Raw genomic sequence first — 18,773 nt, 5'->3', positions numbered from 1 at the left:
AGGTGGTCCCGGGTGTCTGGTCTCGCCCGGGGCCACCGTCTCTGAAGGAGAGTTGTATGGCTGTCATGACTGCGACTGGAACGGCTTCCGCCGCTCCCGCGCCGGTGCTCAAGCGCCGCTCGCCCTATCCGGGCTGGTTCTTCCTGCCGGCAGCCATCATCTACGGCGTGCTGTTTCTGCTGCCCACCGTTGCCTCGCTCTATTTCAGCCTGACGCGCTGGACGTTGTTCAACTCGACCTTCATCGGCCTCGACAATTTCGCCCAGTTCCTGCGCGAGCCGTTCCTGATCAAGGGTCTGATCAACACGATCCTTTATGCAGTCATTACATCCGGCCTCAAGGTGGTGCTCGGCCTGTTGCTGGCTGTGCTGCTCACCAGCCAGGTCGCTGCCCGCGGCTATCTGCGCTCGGTGGTCTTCTTTCCGGTGCTGGTGTCGACGGTGGGCGTCGGCATCACCTTCACCGTTCTCATGCATCCCACCAACGGCATGATCAACGAGGGGCTGGCTCTGCTTGGCATCAAGGGGCCGGGCTGGTTGGTCGACCCCAACCTGGCGCTCTATTCGGTGGCGTTGGTGGATGTGTGGAAAGGTGTGGGTCTGGCCACTGTCATCTACATCGCTGGTATCGTGGCCATTCCCAAGGACTATTACGAAGCTGCCCGTATCGATGGCGCGACCAAGCTGCAGAATTTTTTCGAAATCACCCTGCCGCTGTGCCGACCCGCGACGTCTACCGTCATTATCCTCAGTTTCATCGGCGGCCTGCGCACCTTCGATCTAATCTGGGCCATGACGCGCGGCGGCCCCGGCTTTGCCTCCGATACCGTCGCCTCTGTCATCTACAAGCAATATCAGGCCGGCTTCTATGGGCTTTCGACCGCCGGCAACGTTGTGCTGTTCGTGCTGGTCGCGGCACTGGTCATTCCTCTGACCATGTTGCTCAACCGCAAGCAGGGGCACGAATGACGATGATCCGCAAATACTGGCTGAGCGTCGTTGCCATCCTGGCTTCGATAGTCGTCTTTCTGGTGCCCTTCGCCTTCATCGTCCTGATGGCATTCAAGGATCAACGGCAGGCGGCGCTGCTCGATTTCTCCTGGCCCGCCGGCAATGCACTGTGGAGCAACGTGGTCGAGGTGGTCACGACCCGAAACTGGATGCTTGTGACGGCCTTCATCAACTCCACCATCCTGACGGTGGCCAGCGTAACGCTGCTGGTGATCTTCGGCGCCATGGTTGGCTTCGTGCTGCAGCGCCGCAAGACCAGGTTCAACGGACTGATCGAATTTCTCATTCTGGCCGGGCTGATGATTCCCCCGGCGGTGGTGCCGACAATCTGGCTACTGCAAGGGACAGGTCTCTTCGCGAGGTTGCACGGTCTGGTGCTGATCGAGGTCGCCTATGGCCTGCCGTTCACTATCCTTTTGTATCGCGCCTTCATCGCCACTATTCCGCGCGAACTGGATGAAGCTGCGATCATCGATGGCGCCCGTCCGTTCGATGTATTCTTCCGCGTCGTGCTGCCGCTGCTCTGGCCGGTGACCGTCACCAATATCGTGGTGCAGTCCGTTGCCATCTTCAACGACTTCACCAACCCGCTCTACTTCCTGCCTGGCAACCAGAACGCGACGGTGCAGCTGACCCTCTACAATTTCCAGAGCCAGTTCAGCACCTCCTACAACCTGCTCTTCACCAACATTGCCCTCATCACCATCCCGCCGCTGATCGTCTTCCTGTTCTTCAACCGGCAGATCGTTGCGGGCATGACCGCTGGCGCCGTCAAAGGATAACAAAAATGGCTGGCCTCTCACTCAAGGCGCTCCACAAGAGCTATGGCGAAGTCCCGGTCATCAAGGGCGTCGATCTCGATGTCGAGCATGGCGAGTTCGTCGTCTTCGTCGGTCCCTCGGGCTGCGGCAAGTCCACTTTGCTGCGCATGATTGCCGGGCTCGAAGACATTACCGGCGGCGAGCTGTGGATCGGCGATACGCTTTGCAATGCGGTCGAGCCGCGTGATCGCGGCATCGCCATGGTGTTCCAGAACTATGCGCTCTATCCGCATATGACCGTCTACGACAATGTGGGCTTCGGCCTCAAACTGGCCAAGACCCCGAAGGATGTGCGCGACCAGAAGATCCGCGAAGCCGCCCGCATCCTGCAGATGGAACACCTGCTCGAGCGCAAGCCGAGCCAGCTTTCGGGCGGTCAGCGCCAGCGCGTCGCCATTGGCCGCGCTATTGTGCGCAAGCCCGAGGTCTTCCTGTTCGACGAGCCGCTCAGCAACCTCGACGCAGCCCTGCGCGTCGAGACCCGCATGGAGATCGCCAAGCTGCATCACGACCTCGGCGCGACCATGATCTACGTCACGCACGATCAGGTCGAGGCCATGACCCTGGCCGACAAGATCGTGGTGCTCAATGCTGGCGTCGTCCAGCAGGTCGGCGCACCGATCGAGCTCTACCAGCGTCCCGCCAACCTGTTCGTCGCCGGCTTTATCGGCTCTCCGAAAATGAACTTCATCAGTCTTGCAATCGATGGCGTGAATGCTGGATCGGTGACGGTATCGGGCGCTGGCATTGCCCCAATCGCCATCCCTGCCGACACGAGTGCCCTCAAAGTGGGCGACACCATTACTCTCGGCATCCGCCCGCACGATCTATCCGAGGGAGCATCCGGCACCATCGTTGGCGAAGTGGCCTTGGTCGAGCGCCTTGGCAACGAAACCAATGTCAGCGTCAAGCTGCCTACGGGAGCGTCCTGGCTGGTGGTGCTCGATGGCGACCATCACCTCAAGATTGGCCAAGGTCTGTCCCTGAGTTTCGATCCTTCCCGTGCGGTGATTTTCGACGCAAACGGGATCGCGCACCACCCAGCCTGAGACTGGCGCTTGACCCATGTGATGGCAGGTTTTAAGTAACTGGCCAGTTACACCTACCATACATGATGGGATGAGCCATGGCTGGAGCGTCGGCGGATCTGAGGGCAGCGCTGTCGGGTATTTCAGGCATTCTGGTCACGCCGTTCGATGCGGATGACCGCATCGCCCCGGATCGCCTGAAGCCGATCGTCGATCGCGCGATCGGTGCGGGCGTGCATGCGCTGGTGTCCAATGGCAATACTGGCGAGTTCTATGGGCTCACAATGCCCGAGGCCGAAGCGATGGTGGCGGCCGCGGCGGAGCACATTGCCGGCAGGGCGCCGCTGATCGGTGGCGTCGGCAAGAGCGTCGGTGATGCCGTTGTGCTGGCCAAAGCCAGCAAGCGGGCAGGGGCTGCGGCCCTGATGGTTCACCAGCCACCCGATCCCTTCGCCTCGCCACGTGGCGTACTCGACTATGTCGCGCGCGTAGCCGATGCCGCCGATGGCCTGCCGCTGATGCTCTACCTGCGCAATGACGCCATTGGCACGGCCAACATCGTCAAGCTGTGCAGCATTCCGGGCGTGGCCGGAGTCAAATGGGCAACGCCCGCGCCGCTCAAGCTGGGCGAAGCCATTCGCAACGCACCCGACGACATCGTCTGGGTCGGCGGCCTTGCCGAAACCTGGGCGCCGCCGCTTTACGCCGTTGGCGCGCGGGGCTTTACGTCCGGTCTGATCAATGTGTGGCCGGCGCATTCGGTGGCCATCCACAAGGCGCTGGATGCTGGCGACTATGTCGAGGCCCAGCGTCTGATCGCCATCATGTCCGTGTTCGAGGACATCCGCGCCGAGGAACTCGGCGGCACCAATGTCACAACGGTCAAAGCCGCGCTCAGGCTCATGGGCGAGGACTGCGGCCCCGCCCGTCCACCATCTGCCGATTTGCTAACCGATACGCAGCAGGAGCGGCTGGTCGCCCTGCTGCGCCAGTGGGGCCTGACCTAAGCCAGGTACCGCCGCTTCAAATGCGCCTTGAAGAAATCCGCGTTCAGCGGCTCGCCCGTCGCTTTGGTGATCAAATCGGGTGTCGACCAGCGTGAGCCCTGCGACCAGATATTGTCGCTGCGCCACTGATTGACGCCGGTGAAGTCACCCTTGCGGATGTCTTCGCGCACAGCAGGCTGCGCCTTTTCCAGTGCCGCCCATTGCTGCGCCGCGATCATCGCGCCCAGCGTATAGCTCGGGAAATAACCAAAGGCGCCGCCCGGCCAATGCACGTCCTGCATCGGGCCGTCCTTGGGATCGTTTATGGTGGAAATGCCGAGATACTCGGTCATCTTGGCGTCCCAGGCCTCGGGGATCTGGCTGGCCTCCAGTTTGCCGTTGACCAGGTCCTGTTCCAACTCGTAGCGCAGGATGACGTGCAGCGGGTAGGTGACCTCGTCGGCATCGACGCGGATGTAGCCGCGCTCGACGAAGTTCACCTCGTTGAGGATATCGGCGATTTCCCAGCCGGGAATGGCGTCCTCGCCCAGATGCAGATGCACCAGCGGCAGCGTGAATTCCCAGAATTCGGGGCTGCGCGCCAGCTGCATCTCGACGAACAGGCTCTGGCTCTCGTGAATGCCCATGCCGCGCGCCTTGCCCAGCGGCCAATGCGACCACTCCTTGGGCAGGCCCTGTTCGTAGAGCGCGTGGCCGGTCTCGTGCAGCACGCCCATCAGCGAACTCAGGAACTCGTCGGTGCGGTAGCGTGTGGTCATGCGAACATCGGTCGGCACACCGCCACAGAAGGGATGGTGCGATACGGCGAGGGACCCGTGGGTGAAGTCGAAACCGACGGCACGCATGGCGGCGAGGCCCAGTTCACGCTGCTTCACGATCGGGTAGGGCCCATTGAGCGTCTTACGCGGGTGCCGCGTCAACCGCGCGTCCTGCGCCGCCAGAGCCTCGGGCACGAATCCCTTGAGGAAGCTCTTCAAATCGTCAAACACCACATCCAACTCGGCAGTCCGATTGCCCGGATCATACTGATCCATCAGCGCGTCATAGGGTGCCAGTTTCAGCGCGTCTGCACGCAGTTGCGCCTCTTCCCGCACCAGCGCGACGACGCCTTCCAGCGCCGGCAGGAAGCTGTCCCAATCGCCCTTGGCCCGCAGGTCGCGCCAGAGCTGCTCCGAGCGCATGGTGGCGGCGGTCCGGCGTTCGACGAACTCGGTCGGCAGGCACGTCGCATTGGTGTACTGGCGCTTGAACTCTGCCAGAGCCAATTTCTGGTCCTCTGTCTCGGGCCTCGCCGCCTCGATCCAGTCGCCTATCTCAGGCGCCGTGGCCTGGGCGTGATACATGCCTGCCAGGTTGGACATGGCTTCGGCCCGCTTCTCGCCGCCGCCGACCGCCATATGGGTCGCTTCGTCGGCGCCCAGGATGGAGAGTGCATGCTCCAGCGCTTCAAGCCTGCGGCCGAGGATGTCGAGTTTCTCAAAGGACATAGCTAACTCCGAAAATGCCGGATTTGTCTTTCACAGCTCGTCGTCATGGGCAAGACTAAGCGCAAGTCCGATCAAGTGGAGCGGCAGCCGACCTGCCAGAGTGTCGCGATGAACGATCAGAGCACCATCAAGAACCGGCCGCATAGCGTTGGCGGCGTCATGGTCGACCAGACCATGCTGATGCCCAGCGCCGAACTTGTGGCGGCGCACATGCTGGCCGTGCCATCCGGCGAGACACGGACCCTGGCTGAGCTTCGCGCCGACATGGCCGCCGCGAAGGGCGTCGAGGCCACCTGTCCTGTCACCACCCAGCGCATGATCAAGATCGTCGCCGCGAAATCTGTCGCCGATCATGCCGCGGGCAAGCAGGCCGTGCCGTTCTGGCGGGTAGTCGATCCCGGAAAACCAAATACCGACCGGCTGCCGGGCGGCAGTGCCTTCGTGACGGCCAGGCGCGCCGAGGAAGCCGCAGACTAATCCTACCCCGCCAAAGGGGAAGAGGCGCAGCCGGGGAGACTGCGCCTCTGGGGAGGGCCGGGTCTGTTCTGGAACCGGCCGGGGCAGGGCCTTCTGGCCTTGCCCGGGGGAGCCGCGTCACACCATTGGGGGAATGCGTGACGCGGAAGACTGGGGTTTAGAAGGGCAGGATGGCGTCCATCACCTGCTGGCCGTAGCGGGGCTGCTGGACTTCGCTGATCTGGCCACGGCCGCCGTAGGAAATGCGGGCCTCGGCGATCTTGGACGAGGGGATGGTGTTGTTGGCCTGGATGTCGGACGGGCGGACGATGCCGGCCACGATCAGGTCGCGGACTTCGAAGTTGACGCGCACTTCCTGCCGGCCTTCGATGACCAGATTGCCGTTGGGCAGCACCTGGGTGACCACGGCGGCGACCGACGTCTCGAGACTTTCCGAGCGGTTGACCGAGCCATTGCCCTTGTTGGTCATGCCCGAGGTGAAGTCGACGGCCGCCGTGGTGTCAACGGTGCCGGCGGTGGCAGTGTCTACAACCGCGCCCAGGATGCCACCCATGCCCGCCGTGTTGCTTGCCGTGCGGCCGGAGGTGGTCGAATTGTCGATCTGCGCGCTGTCGTCGATGGTGACGATGACGGTGAGGATATCGCCGATGCGATGGGCGCGTTCGTCCTTGAAGAAGCCGCGGGCCGAGGTGCGGTAGAGCGAATTGGGCTGGTAGGTGTCGGCGATGGCCGGCGGCATCGGCATGTTGATCGGCTGGTAGCCGGCCGTGGTGGTCGGGTCGACGATGGGCGTCAGCACCGGGGCGTTACCGACATTGGCCAGGCGATCCATGGTGTTGCAGCCGGCCAGCGTGGCTGTGAGCGTCAGGAGGGTGGCGAGTTTGATGATGTTCATTTTTCTAGGCTCCTGATTCACTAAAGGCCGGCGAGATCGAGCGGGCCGGCGCTGACTTCGACGGCGCCGGCGGCGAGGGCGGTGGCGCTGATGACGCGCCGGGACATGAGGTTGAGAACTTGCAGCGGTGCACCGACGGTGGCGCCGGTAATGGCCTGGCCCTTGACGGTCAGGGTCATCGGTCCCTGGCGGAAATAGATGGTGACAAGATCGTTCTTCGAGATGGTCAGCGGCGTCGTGACGTCGGCTGGCTTGAGCAGCATGCCGTCACGGCTCTGGCGGGTCAGCGCCTTGCCGACGAGATCTTCGAGCCGGGCAACGCCGGTGCTTTCGGCAAAGCGCAGGGGCACCGGGCGCATCACCACATCGGCAGCGGTCAGCACCGTGCCGGCCGGGAAGCTGCCGATCAGGTGCGGCGCTTCGATCTGCAGTTCGATCGTGCCCGAGACATCGAGCGGCTGCTCGATGCCGGCTATGGCGAAGCGCGCGGAGAATGCGCCGGTACCGGGCAGGTAGCGCAGGTTGACGATGCTGACCGGCTGAGCAACCGCTTCGGCATTGAGTGCGGGAACTGGCGTGGCAAAGAGCGTATCGGCGCTCATGCCTGCACCCAGGATGCCACGCCCGGCCAGGTCGGCGGCAATCAGTTCGGCCAGCGTGGTTTCGTCCACCACTGTGGCGGCGCGACTGACGCGAATGGTGTCGAGGCCACGCGTTTCAAAGGTTTCAAGACCGATACGGGCCGCAGCGGCATTGATGTCGGCCAGGCTCACATTGCCGCTGGTGCCCGGCTTGGGTGCGCGGAACAGCGCATCCTCTGCGGCGAGGCCGGCATTGTCGAACATGTCGCCGACCGTGACCACCGCAGCGTTGACGACGATGTCCCCTTTGAGCATCGGCGCAGCGAAGGCGCTGGAGGTCATGAGCAGGGCGATAAACGTGGATCGGATAATCATCTATCAGTTCCCTAGCGCAGTTGGCTCGTGGCCTGCATCATCTCGTCGGCGCCGGAGATGACGCGAGCGTTCATCTCGTAGGCGCGCTGAGCGGCGATGAGGTCGGCGATTTCGGTGACCGAATTGACGTTGGCCATTTCGAGGTAATTCTGCAGCAGGTTGCCGGTGCCCTCGGAGCTGGGAACGCTGACCTGCGCCGGGCCGCTCGCTGCGGTTTCGGTGAAGAGGTTGTCGCCCAGCGATTCAAGGCCCGACTTGTTGACGAAGCGCGCGAGCTGGAGCTGGCCGAGCTGGGTCGGCGCTGCATCGTTGTCGAGATAGGCGGACACCATGCCGTCAGGCGAGATGGCGACAGCAGTGGCATTGCCAGGAATGGTGATGCCGGGATCGAGCGGGTAGCCGCTCGAATTGACCAGGGTGCCTTCAGCGTCGCGTTCCAGCGAGCCATCGCGGGTATAGGCGGTGCGGCCATCGGGCAGGGTGACCATCAGGAAACCCTCGCCGCGGATGGCGACGTCGAGCTCGCGCTCGGTGATGTTGACGTTGCCCTGGCTCATCACGCGGGGCGTCGAGACGGTACGCACGCCCGAACCGATTTCGAGGCCGGCAGGGACCATGGTGCCCTGGTCGGACGTCTGCGAGCCGGCGCGGGTGATCTGCTGATACAGCAAGTCCTCGAACTCGGCGCGCTGGCGCTTGAAGCCGGTCGTCCGCATGTTGGCGATATTGTTCGAAATGACTTCGACGTTGCGTTCCTGGGCGCTCATGCCGGTCGATGCGATGTAGAGAGCTTTCATGGCATGTACTCCGGATTACGCGTTGGTATCGCCGAGGCGCTGAATGGCCGTGCGACGCAGTTCGTCCTGCTTGGACGTCAGGTTGGCGATCGACTCATAGGCCCGCTGCACGCGGATCATCTCGGCCATCTCGGACACGCCCGAGACGTTCGACTTCTCCACGAAGCCCTGCATGGCCCGTGTATTGGTCGGTGCAATCGGCGTGCCACCGGCCCACAGGTTGTTGCCCTCGCGGGTCAGTTCCTGCGGATTGGCGAATTCGACGAGGCGCAGGCTGCCCTTGGCGCCTGCGCTGGAGCTGATCGAGCCGTCGCTGGCGATCAGGATGTCGGTTTCCTCGGGGCCGAACTGGATGGGTCCGCCCTGGCCCAGTACGGGATTGCCACCGGCGTCAACGAGGGTGCCATTGGCACTGATCTGAAAGGAGCCAGCCTTGGTCCAGCGTTCGCCGGCCGGTGTTTCCACCGCAAAGAAGCCGTCGCCATTGAGGCCGACATCGAGCGGGCTGCCGGTCTGCACCATGGCGCCGCCGCTGAGGTCGTGAATGGTGGCCCAGTCCTGCACATAAGAGAGCGGCTGGTCCATCCGGGGGAAGTCCTGGTCGCGAGCGACCGGCATCACATATTCTTCGAACAGGATGTTCTCGGCCTTGAAGCCTGTGGTGTTGATGTTGGCCATGTTGTTGGCCACCACATCCATCTGCCGCTGCAGCGCCATCTGCCTTGAGAGGCTGATCAGTTGCGCATTTTCGATCATCGCTGATCCCCGGTGTTAACTTCCCCGAGACCGCCTGCTTCCCCAAGCCGATGGTCTCGCCGTTTACACTGCAGAAACCATGCCAGAGCAGAAAATTTAATAAAATCATATGGATAACGAAAGCATGGGATGAACCTTGCCGGTCCATCCTTTCCGGGCGCGGCAAAACTTACCCGGCAAATTCTGCCGCATGACGTCCAATTGTAACCAATCATTAACCATCGAGCGCTTAGCTGGACGAAGAGCCGGAATCGTCCGGAAATGCTCGGGTTTGGCAGGTTGGCATGGCCGCTGAAGCGGAAATCGAAGGCGCAGCCGAAAAAAAGAAGGGCATTCCCAAGCTCTTCATCATCATCGGCGCAGCCGCCATTGTCGTCCTCCTGGGCGGCGCCGGACTGTTCTTCTTCCTGTCATCGGGCTCGGCCGAAGCCGATGCCGAGCATGCAGTGGAGGGCGAGCACGGCGCTGCGGCGACCGACGGCCACGGCGCAGTTGCAGCGCATACCTTCATCTTCAATCTCCCACCCATGGTGGTAAATCTCAACAACGAGGGCGAGGGCGAGGCCTTCATGAAGCTGACCGTGGCGCTGGAAGTCGCCAACGAAGCCATGATGATCGAAATCCAGCCGCGCATGGCCAAAGTGGTCGATGCGTTCCAGGTCTATCTGCGCGAGCTGCGCCGGTCCGACCTCGAAGGTTCAGCCGGCGTCTATCGTCTCAAGGAAGAGCTGCTGCGCCGCGTCAACGTGGCGATTTATCCCTCTCGTGTTGAATCGGTACTGTTCAAAGAAATCCTGGTGCAGTGATGGCTGGGCCCACCGACCAGGACAAGCTCAGCGAAGATTGGGGGGTCGACGATTCGATCGTGCCCGTCGAGCCGGTAGAGCAGACCGACGAGGAGAAAGCCGCGGAGGCCGCCGCCGAGTGGGCGGCGATGCTCGAAGGCGACAATGGCGATGGGGAGGGCGGTCCGGACCGCGTCCTCAACCAGGACGAAATCGACAGCCTGTTGGGCTTTGACGCTAGCGTCGGCAGCAATGTCGAGCTGACAGGCGTCCAGGCTCTGATCAACTCGGCACTGGTCAGCTACGAACGCCTGCCGATGCTCGAAATCGTCTTCGACCGCCTCGTGCGGCTGGCGACGACGAGCCTGCGCAATTTCACCTCCGACAATGTCGAAGTCACCATGGACTCGATCTCGTCGGTGCGCTTCGGTGACTATCTCAATTCGATACCGCTGCCGGCCATTCTCTCGGTCATCCGGGCCGAGGAGTGGGAGAATTACGGCCTGCTGACCGTCGATTCGAGCCTCATCTATTCGATGATCGACGTGCTGCTTGGTGGTCGACGTATTGGCGGCAATATCCGCGTTGAGGGCCGTCCTTACACCACCATCGAGATGGCGCTGGCCCGCAAGATGATCGAGATCATCCTGGAGGATACCCACCGTGCCTTCGAGCCGGTGACCGATGTCAATTTCAAGCTCGAGCGCATGGAAACCAACCCGCGCTTTGCCGCCATTTCGCGGCCGGGCAACGCCGCCATCCTGATCGAACTGCGCATTGAGATGGACGATCGCGGCGGCAAGATCGAAATCCTGCTGCCCTACGCCACGATCGAACCCATCCGCGAACAGCTGCTGCAGATGTTCATGGGTGAGAAGTTCGGCCGCGACCCGATCTGGGAAGGTCACCTGGCGACCGAGATCTACTCGGCCAATGTCGAGATCGAGGCGGTGCTGCACGAGCAGGACCTGCCGCTCAGCCGTATGCTGGCGATGAAGCCGGGCGATACCGTCATGTTCGAACGCTCGCCCAGCGATCCGGTGCGCCTGCGCTGCGGCGATGTCGAACTCACCGAGGCCATCATGGGCCATATCGGCAATCACGTATCGGTGCGGGTTTCCCGCCCGCTCAATCCGCCCAAGGTCACCATGGCGGCCTTCGAAGCGATCGACGAGAAAATGGAAGGACGATGATGTTCGGCTTGCCCCTGGGGATATTCGTGGAGAGCGCCGTCGCCGTTCTGATGGCACTCACAATCGGTTACTGCATTGTCCTGAATCAGCGCCTGAAGCGCCTGCATCAAGACAAGGACATGCTGCGCCAGATGGTGGCCGATCTTGTCGGCGCCACCAACCTGGCCAACCAGGCGATCAAGGAGCTCAAGCAGACAGCCGTCGAGGCTGATCTGGCACTCAATTCGCGCCTCGAAGAGGCCGAGCGTTTTGGTATCGAGCTGGCCAACCACGTTAATGCCGGCACGGTCCTCATGGAACGTATTGCCAAGATCACCAGCGTGGCGCGGCATAGCCAGGCCATCGAGCCGGTGGAGCAGCCCAACAAGGTGCAGTCGGCGCTCGACCAGCTGTCCGCTCGCGTCCGTAGCCGCGGAGCCGCTGCGTGAAAAACATCCGCCTGCTTCCCGTTGTCGTCCTCGCCATAGCGGCGCTGCTGGTGCTCAAGACCCTGGGTCTGGTCACCAATGGCGGCTATGTGCTGACGGGCGTCCGCGCGGCGCAGGCGTCCGGCGCGAGCGCTGGTGGGGAGGGCGGTGCCACCACTGAGGCCGATGCCACGCTCACTTTGCCGGGCGAGCCGACGCTGCAAGACACCAGCCCCACTCTCGCCGATGAGGCGCCCACCATCGGGCAGGCTGCCGAACCTGCAGCTCATGGTGCCACGCCGGCTGAGCCCGCAGCCGATCATGGCGCGCCCGCAGCGGAGGGCGAACAGCCACCAGCTGCCGCGGGCGAAGCCGAACACGCGGTCGCCGAAGCGCCTGCTACGCCCTCCAGCACGTTCTGCGCTGAATCCGACGCGGCCATCCAGGCCGACGGCACCGTCATCATCAACCCGGCATCGGCCGCGGCAGCAGATGCCGGTGGCGATCACGGCGCGCCTTCCGCCGAGGGCGACGCGGCCGCAGAAGGTGAGGCTGCCGCCGAAGGCGAGGCTGCGGCGACCCTGCCGAGCTTTGCCGCGTCCATGGCCGATTGCCTGCCCTCGGGTGACGCCGTGCCGATGCAGATCGACGGTCTTGGCGGTACTACCCCGCTGGTCAGCACCGACGGTGCCTCGCTGACCGAGCAGCAATTGCTCGAACGCCTTGCCGCCCGCCGCACCGAGCTGGAGCAGTACGAGCAGGACCTGGCTTTGCGCGCGTCCATCGTCGATGCCGCCGAGCAGCGTATCGCCGAGCGTGCCGCCACCCTAGAGGCGCTTGAAGCCCAGATTTCCAGCCTGGTCGATCAGCGTACCGAGATGGAAAGCGGCCAGTTTGCCGGCATCGTCGCCATGTATGAGACGATGAAGCCCAAGGACGCCGCCAATATCTTCAACAATCTCGACATGGACGTGCTGCTGCGCGTTGCCAAGGCCATGAGCGCCCGCAAGATGGCGCCGATCCTGGCCGAGATGGACACTGCTCGTGCGCAGGAGCTGACGGTCAAGATGGCCGACCTGGCCGACCGCCCTGCCACCGAGATGACCCCCGAGGATCTGGCGGCGCTTCCGCAGATCGTCGGTCAATAAGTCTTTCCCGATTGGGGTAAGGCGACGTTAAGCCCACAACGCTAGGGTGCCACTCTAGGACCAATTGCCGATCAGCTGAACGACGGTCCGAGTGTGTTGTGTTGTGTTGTAACCCTGCGCGTGCTCCCGGCCCAGAAATCGGCCCCTGTGAACGCGCGTATTGCGTCGGGCGGGCAGAAGCCGGTGAAGACCGCGATCAAGGCAGGTTGGCTTCGCGCCAGGCGCGTCCTGGCTCTATGCGCCGTGCTGCTGCTCGGCCTCATAGCCCCCGCCTATGCACAGGAACAGGGGCAGCTTTTTGCCACCCAGGAAGAAGGCTACGGCCGGCTGATCCTCAGTTTCCCGGGTCGCGACAGCCTTCCCAAATACGAGATGCGCATCGAAAACGGCGTGCTCTCGATCGAGTTTGTCGATCAGGTCTCGATCATCCTGCCCGATGTCAGCTCGACCATGCCGGACTATCTGTCGGTGGCGCGCGTTGACCCTGACGGGCGGGGCTTGCGCATCGGTCTGCGCACGGCATTCAGCTTCAACCGCATCGAAGCGGGCGAAAAACTCTTCATCGACCTGCTGCCGACCAGCTGGCAGGGCATGCCACCGGCGCTCCCGCAGGCTATCATCGACGAATTGGCTGAGCGCGCCCGCGTCGCCGCGATCAGGGCTGAACAGGAGCGCAAGGCAGCCGGGGTGGCCGATCTCGATCCCAAGGCCACCATCCGCGTTGGGCGCAATCCAACCTTCCTGCGCGTCCAGTTCGACTGGAGCGTGCCGACCACGGGCGACTATGTTCAGGAGGGCGAGCTTGGGCTGATTTCCTTTGAATGGCCGGTGGGCGTCGATCTGCGCGATCTGGCAATCGATCTGCCACCGGAAATTGTTTCGGTCGAGAGTGCGGTCAACCCCGATGGGTCGGTGATCACGTTGCAGCTGGCCGAAGGCATCAAGCCGCGTTTTTACGAAAACTCGCCGCGCCAATACATCATGGATATCGACATTGCCGGCATAGGCCTGCCGACGTTCGATACGGCAAGCCTGGCCGATGGCGTCGCTGCCGAGGCCGAACACGGCGAAGTCCACGAGACGCCGGCCGACCCGCTGGTTGGCATGCTCTATCCCGAAAGTGCCAGCAAGACCGTCACGCCGTTCATCAGCGTCCTCGGCTCGACCGTGCGCGTGGTGTTTCCGTTCGAGCAGGATACGCCGGCCGCCGTGTTCCGCCGGGGTGATACGGTGTGGATGATGTTCGACACCATTTCTGGCATTGCACCGCCACCCCAGTCCGATGCCCTCGATGCCCTGGCGAGCGAGTTCGCCGTGGTCACGGCTGGCGACACGCAGATGGTGCGCGTGGAGCTGTCGCAGGACCGCCTGGCGACGCTTGGGTCGGAAGGTATGGCCTGGGTGTTGTCGCTTGGAGATATCATGCTGACGCCGACCGAGCCGATCGAACTCAGCCGCCGCCGTGACGCCGAAGGCGACTTCGAGATCGTGGCCGATGTGGCCCGGCCTGCCCGCGTGCATGATTTCCGTGATCCCGTCGTTGGCGACGTCCTCAAGGTCGTCACCGCATTCCCGCCCGCCCGTGGTGTGACGCGGACGCTCGACTATGTCGATTTCTCCGCCTTGCGCAGCGTGCATGGGCTGGTGATCAAGCCCGAAACACTCGACTTGGACGTGACGATCGAAAATGATCTGGCCGTCCTGTCGACCTCGGGTGGTTTGACCGTTTCCGCCCTCGATGGTCCGCGTACCATTGGCAATGGCATCGCAGAAGCCATGCGCGGCAGCTTTATCGATCTCGCACAGCTGGAGCAGCCAGACTTTGGCCTCTTCACCGAGCACAAGGAAGAACTGCTGGCCGAAGCCGCTGCCACAGAGGGCAGGGACCGCGACATCGCCCGCCTCGACCTGGCGCAGTATTACATCGCCAACCACTTCGGCCTTGAGGCGATCGGCGTCCTCGATGTGCTGGAGACCGATCTCAAGGCAGAAGATCTGACGCGCAAGGTTCGGCTGTCGCGCGCCATCGCCGATACCATCGCCGGACGTTCGGCCGATGCACTGCAGATCCTCAACAGTACCAGCATGGGGCAAGAGGTCGATGCGCTGCTCTGGCGGACGATCGCCCGTGCCGATGCCTACGACTACAAGGGCGCCAAGATGGACGCACTTGAGGCGGCGACGATCGTCGATACCTATCCGCGCTGGGTGCGCAGCAAATTCCAGTTTGCCGCGATCCGTGCAGCGGTTGAAACCGGCGACACCAGCATGGCCCAGCGACTGCTCGATGAAGTCGACTTTGCCGGCCTCGACGCTGCGGACTCGAGCCTTTATCACTTGCTGTCGGGGCGGATCGACGAAGCGCAGGGCCGGATCGACGAAGCCATCGACACCTATGGTCAGGTGATCACCGCCGATATCCGTCCCACCCGGGCGGAGGCGATCTATCGCACGCTGTTGCTGCTCGATCAGTCCGGCAAGCTGAACCTGGCGAAGGGGACCGAGACGCTGTCTGCCGAATCGCTGCTGTGGCGCGGCAATCCGCTCGAAGCCGACATGCAGAAGCTGCTGGCCGAGCTCTATTTCCGCCATGGCGACTATCGCCTCGGCTTCGAGACGGTGAAGCAGGCCGTTGCCAACTATCCCGAAAGCCCGCCGATCAACGCTCTGCGCGACGAGGCACAGCGCATGTTCGGCGAACTGTTCCTCAATGGCATGGCCGATGCGATGGGGCCGGTCGATGCGCTAGGGCTCTACTACGATTTCCGTCAGCTCACCCCGCCGGGCGCGCGCGGCGACGAGATGATCCGCAACCTGGCCCGTCGCCTGGTCCGCGTCGATCTCCTGCCGCAGGCCGCTGAACTGCTCGAATACCAGCTCGACAACCGTCTGCGCGGCGTCGCCCGCACACAGATAGCTGCCGACCTGGCCATCATCTACCTGGCCGACCGCAAGCCGCAGGATGCCTTGCGGGTGCTCAATGCCACGCGCCTGCCCGATATTCCGGAATCACTGGCGCGTCAGCGCCGTATCCTCGAAGCGCGGGCGATGATCGATGGTGGCCGCGACCAACTGGCCTTGGACTTGCTGCGCGATCTCGATGGCCGCGACGCCACGCTGCTGCGCATCGACGCCCACTGGAAAGCCCGCCGCTATGCGCAAGCCAGCGAGATGATCGAGGCACTATATGCCGAGAATCCCGGCACCGCGCTCACGCAGCCGGCCCGCATGAGCGTCATCAAGGCCGCCGTCGGCTTCGTACTGGCCGGCGATACCTTCGGCCTGTCGCGGCTGCGCTCCAAGTTCGGCGATGCGATGGTGACGTCACCGGAATGGCCGATGTTCGACCTGGTGACAGGCAATGTCGAAGTCACCAGTCTCGAGTTCAAGACGGTCGCCAACCAGGTGGCGGGCACCGATGGCATCAACTCGTTCCTGTCGTCCTATCGCGAGACCTATGGCGGGGAGGGCGCCCTGGCCCCGACCGTTGCGTCCGAGCCAGACGCTGGCATCGCCAGCGTGGGTGCTCCAGGCGGCGCTTAAGCTCGCTAGCCGCTCACGAAACTTCGGACCAGCGAACCGGCGACCAGGTACCAGCCGTCCACCAGCACGAAGAAGATCAGCTTGAACGGCAGTGAGATCACCACTGGCGGCAGCATCATCATACCCATGCTCATCAGCACCGAGGCGACGACCATGTCGATCACCACGAAGGGCAGGAACAGCAGGAAGCCGATCTCGAAGGCCCGGCGCAGTTCGGAGATCATGAAAGCCGGAATCAGCAGTTGCAGCGGAATGGCCTCGGGCTCAGCCGGGATCTCCGCATCGGTGAGGTCGTAGAACAGGCTCAGATCCTGCTCGCGCACATTGGCCCGCATGAATTCATGTAGCGGCGCGCTGCCGAGTTCAAAGGCTTCGGCGATCTCGATTTCACCGGCCAGCAACGGCGCGATGCCTTGGTCGTAGCTGGCCTGCAGTGTTGGCTGCATGACGAAGATGGTCAGGAACAGCGCCAGCGACACCATCACCGAATTCGGCGGGGCGGTTTGTAGGCCGATGGCGGTGCGCAGCAGGGAAAGCACAACCACGATACGGGTGAAGCTCGTCACCATCACCAGGATCGACGGCGCCAGCGACAGCAGCGTGATCAGGCCGATGATCTGCACGGCCCGTTCGGTGATCGTCGTATCGTCGCCGAAATCGATCGAAACGTCCTGGCCAAAGGCCAGGCTGGATGTCACCGCAAGCAGGACCAGCGATAGCAGCGCGGCATAGGGCGCGAGCCGACGCAGGCGCGTCGGTGCGGCGTCAGTTCCGGTTTGCCTCGGTAGTGCCTTCGACAACGTCAACGCCTTCGATCTCTCGCTGTGCGTTGTTCTCTTTAGCTGAGTCGACGGCCTGGGAAGCCGCGGTCACGGCGTTTTCAGGGGAAACCGCCATTTCCATCTCGCTGACGGGCCGCAACAGCCCGGTATGACGCAGCGACAGGTGTGCGCGCTTGTTGGTGGGCAAGCCCTGCGCACGCAGCTTTTCGAGTGCCGAGCCGGGCAGGGCTGGCTCCGGAGCGGGTTCGGGGGTCGGCACGGCGACGGGCGGCGCGACAGCGGCCACTGGAGCCACGGGTACTGCTGGAGCCGCAGGCTTCTGCGCTGGGGCAGGGGCTGGCTTGCGTCCGGCAACGACCGGGATCGGCCGACGAGATGGCTGCGCCGCCTCTTCTTCTTCCACCACGATGCCGGTCTCGATCACTACATCTGCCGGTCCACCGGTCAGGATCAGGTGCTCGACATTGTCGCGGCGGATGATCAGCAACTGCCGCTTGGGATCGAGCGCCAGCGTATCAACCACGCCCAGCCGCCGGTTGCGACCACGGACAGCCCGGCCGGTCGCGCCCGTCAGCAGCTTGAGCAGCCACACCACCAATATGATGCCGACGACGACCGCGCCCAGTGCAAACAGGGTGTTCATGAGGCCGCCGAAAGGTGCGGTGATGATTTCCATGTCGTCTCCAAAACGTCTGGCCCGAATCCGGGCGGCATATCTTGCCTACTAAGCCGCGCAAATGTGCAGAATGCGAGACGAAAACCGACCTAGCCTGATCAGGTTAACGCTTGATTAACCATAGACCGGCAAGATTTGCCCATCACCATCGACTCTCGCGAGGACTTCAGGCCATGGGCCTCATGAATATGCCGGTTTTCACGGCGCTCGCAGACAAAATGCGCTGGCATCAGACTCGTCAAGGTCTGTTGGCCGAGAACGTCGCCAATGCGGAAACGCCGGGTTACCGCGGTCGCGACCTGGCGCAATACGATTTTGCCCAGAACAACGGCGCCTTTTCGTCGGCCACCGTCACCACCACGGCAACTCAGCCAACGCACTTCTCGGTGGCCAGCAGCGACAGCAGCGCCTTTGGCGCGCAGCGCATGGCCAATTTCGAGATCACGCCCGAGGGCAATGGCGTCACGCTCGAAGACGAGATGATGAAGGTCACCACCAACCTGATGGACTACCAGGCGGCCACGGGCCTCTACACCAAGTCGATCAAGATCCTCAAAACCGCGCTCGGCCGTCAGGCCTAGGAGTAAATCATGGACTTCAGTTCCTCGCTCCGCATCGCCGCCACGGGCATGCATGCCCAGACGGCCCGCATGCGCGTCATCGCCGAGAACATCGCCAATGCCGACTCGGCTGGCAAGGCGCCGGGCGACGAGCCGTATCGCCGCCGCGTGCCGACTTTCGAGACGTCCTTCGACGCCGATGTCGGCGGCAATATCGTCGAAGTCGGCAACCTGGCCTATGACATGAGCGACTTCAGCACCCGCTACGAGCCGGGTCACCCGGCGGCCGATGCCACCGGCTATGTGCAATATCCCAACGTCAATCCGCTGATCGAGACGATGGACATGCGCGAGGCCCAGCGCACCTACGAAGCCAACCTCAACGTCGTCACCGTGACGCGGCAGATGCTCGGGCGCACGCTCGACATCCTGCGCGGCTGAAACC

19 protein-coding genes are annotated in these 18,773 nt (G+C 63.1%); 12 read left to right on the top strand and 7 right to left on the bottom strand.

Annotated elements, in window-relative coordinates:
- The first annotated feature begins 65 nt into the window (after positions 1-65).
- From IM737_RS05050 to IM737_RS05035, 4 genes are all read left to right on the top strand, one after another.
- The gene (locus IM737_RS05050) at positions 66-968 is read left to right on the top strand and encodes a carbohydrate ABC transporter permease (protein WP_236899865.1); all 903 of its coding nucleotides are present in this window, start codon (positions 66-68) and stop codon (positions 966-968) included.
- The gene (locus tag IM737_RS05045; protein WP_236898828.1) at positions 965-1,792 is read left to right on the top strand and encodes a carbohydrate ABC transporter permease; all 828 of its coding nucleotides are present in this window, start codon (positions 965-967) and stop codon (positions 1,790-1,792) included. The genes IM737_RS05050 and IM737_RS05045 overlap by 4 nt, the downstream gene beginning before the upstream one ends.
- Before the next feature lie 5 nt (positions 1,793-1,797).
- Positions 1,798-2,880, top strand: coding sequence for an ABC transporter ATP-binding protein (locus IM737_RS05040; RefSeq protein ID WP_236898827.1), 1,083 nt, complete (start codon positions 1,798-1,800; stop codon positions 2,878-2,880).
- 77 nt (positions 2,881-2,957) lie between these two features.
- Positions 2,958-3,866: a dihydrodipicolinate synthase family protein gene (locus IM737_RS05035; RefSeq protein WP_236898826.1), complete on the top strand. Its 909-nt coding sequence runs from the start codon at positions 2,958-2,960 to the stop codon at positions 3,864-3,866.
- Here IM737_RS05035 and IM737_RS05030 read toward each other — a convergent pair.
- Positions 3,863-5,353, bottom strand: a complete 1,491-nt coding sequence (locus IM737_RS05030) for a carboxypeptidase M32 (RefSeq protein WP_236898825.1) — start codon at positions 5,351-5,353, stop codon at positions 3,863-3,865. The two genes, IM737_RS05035 and IM737_RS05030, sit on opposite strands and share 4 nt — an antisense overlap.
- Positions 5,354-5,461: 108 nt before the next feature.
- Between IM737_RS05030 and IM737_RS05025 the strand changes: the two genes are divergently transcribed.
- Positions 5,462-5,830, top strand: coding sequence for a hypothetical protein (locus IM737_RS05025; RefSeq protein WP_236898824.1), 369 nt, complete (start codon positions 5,462-5,464; stop codon positions 5,828-5,830).
- Between the two features lie 157 nt (positions 5,831-5,987).
- Here IM737_RS05025 and flgH read toward each other — a convergent pair whose 3' ends face one another.
- From flgH to flgF, 4 genes are read right to left on the bottom strand one after another with little or no spacing between them, the layout of a single operon-like run.
- The gene (flgH, locus tag IM737_RS05020; protein ID WP_236898823.1) at positions 5,988-6,725 is read right to left on the bottom strand and encodes a flagellar basal body L-ring protein FlgH; all 738 of its coding nucleotides are present in this window, start codon (positions 6,723-6,725) and stop codon (positions 5,988-5,990) included.
- Between the two features lie 20 nt (positions 6,726-6,745).
- Positions 6,746-7,681: a flagellar basal body P-ring formation chaperone FlgA gene (gene flgA / locus IM737_RS05015; protein WP_236898822.1), complete on the bottom strand. Its 936-nt coding sequence runs from the start codon at positions 7,679-7,681 to the stop codon at positions 6,746-6,748.
- 11 nt (positions 7,682-7,692) lie between these two features.
- Entirely contained in the window at positions 7,693-8,478 is a 786-nt protein-coding gene (flgG, locus tag IM737_RS05010; protein WP_236898821.1) for a flagellar basal-body rod protein FlgG, read from the bottom strand.
- A 15-nt stretch (positions 8,479-8,493) separates the two neighbouring features.
- Positions 8,494-9,231 (bottom strand): flagellar basal-body rod protein FlgF, encoded by a 738-nt coding sequence (gene flgF, locus IM737_RS05005; protein WP_236899864.1) that lies wholly within the window; start codon positions 9,229-9,231, stop codon positions 8,494-8,496.
- Between the two features lie 287 nt (positions 9,232-9,518).
- Between flgF and IM737_RS05000 the strand changes: the two genes are divergently transcribed.
- The 5 genes from IM737_RS05000 to IM737_RS04980 all read left to right on the top strand — a co-directional run bounded on the left by IM737_RS05000 (position 9,519) and on the right by IM737_RS04980 (position 16,310).
- The gene (locus tag IM737_RS05000; protein ID WP_236898818.1) at positions 9,519-10,040 is read left to right on the top strand and encodes a flagellar basal body-associated FliL family protein; all 522 of its coding nucleotides are present in this window, start codon (positions 9,519-9,521) and stop codon (positions 10,038-10,040) included.
- Complete coding sequence (gene fliM, locus IM737_RS04995; protein ID WP_236898816.1) at positions 10,040-11,212, top strand: flagellar motor switch protein FliM; 1,173 nt, start codon at positions 10,040-10,042, stop codon at positions 11,210-11,212. The genes IM737_RS05000 and fliM overlap by 1 nt, the downstream gene beginning before the upstream one ends.
- The gene (locus tag IM737_RS04990; RefSeq protein ID WP_236898814.1) at positions 11,212-11,640 is read left to right on the top strand and encodes a DUF6468 domain-containing protein; all 429 of its coding nucleotides are present in this window, start codon (positions 11,212-11,214) and stop codon (positions 11,638-11,640) included. The genes fliM and IM737_RS04990 overlap by 1 nt, the downstream gene beginning before the upstream one ends.
- A complete protein-coding gene (locus IM737_RS04985; RefSeq protein WP_236898812.1) occupies positions 11,637-12,767 on the top strand; it encodes a MotE family protein in 1,131 nt (376 codons plus the stop codon). The genes IM737_RS04990 and IM737_RS04985 overlap by 4 nt, the downstream gene beginning before the upstream one ends.
- Positions 12,768-12,914: 147 nt before the next feature.
- Positions 12,915-16,310 carry a tetratricopeptide repeat protein gene (locus tag IM737_RS04980; RefSeq protein WP_236898810.1) on the top strand — a complete coding sequence of 1,132 codons (3,396 nt, stop codon included), beginning with the start codon at positions 12,915-12,917 and terminating at the stop codon, positions 16,308-16,310.
- A gap of 5 nt (positions 16,311-16,315) precedes the next feature.
- On the opposite strand, the gene fliP is transcribed toward IM737_RS04980, so the two are convergent.
- Positions 16,316-17,059 carry a flagellar type III secretion system pore protein FliP gene (fliP, locus tag IM737_RS04975; RefSeq protein WP_442874191.1) on the bottom strand — a complete coding sequence of 248 codons (744 nt, stop codon included), beginning with the start codon at positions 17,057-17,059 and terminating at the stop codon, positions 16,316-16,318.
- A gap of 16 nt (positions 17,060-17,075) precedes the next feature.
- Positions 17,076-17,768 (bottom strand): flagellar biosynthetic protein FliO, encoded by a 693-nt coding sequence (locus IM737_RS04970; protein WP_236898808.1) that lies wholly within the window; start codon positions 17,766-17,768, stop codon positions 17,076-17,078.
- A 173-nt stretch (positions 17,769-17,941) separates the two neighbouring features.
- Here IM737_RS04970 and flgB point away from each other — a divergent pair, with 173 nt between their 5' ends.
- Together flgB and flgC are read left to right on the top strand one after the other, a co-directional pair.
- A complete protein-coding gene (flgB, locus tag IM737_RS04965; RefSeq protein WP_236898806.1) occupies positions 17,942-18,349 on the top strand; it encodes a flagellar basal body rod protein FlgB in 408 nt (135 codons plus the stop codon).
- A 9-nt stretch (positions 18,350-18,358) separates the two neighbouring features.
- Positions 18,359-18,769, top strand: a complete 411-nt coding sequence (gene flgC, locus IM737_RS04960; RefSeq protein WP_236898804.1) for a flagellar basal body rod protein FlgC — start codon at positions 18,359-18,361, stop codon at positions 18,767-18,769.
- Positions 18,770-18,773 lie beyond the last annotated feature (4 nt).

This window comes from Devosia sp. SL43 (assembly GCF_021729885.1).
Classification (GTDB): Bacteria; Pseudomonadota; Alphaproteobacteria; order Rhizobiales; family Devosiaceae; genus Devosia.
The sequence above is the reverse complement of the archived record's forward strand: the minus strand, read 5'-3'. Positions and strand labels throughout refer to the sequence as shown.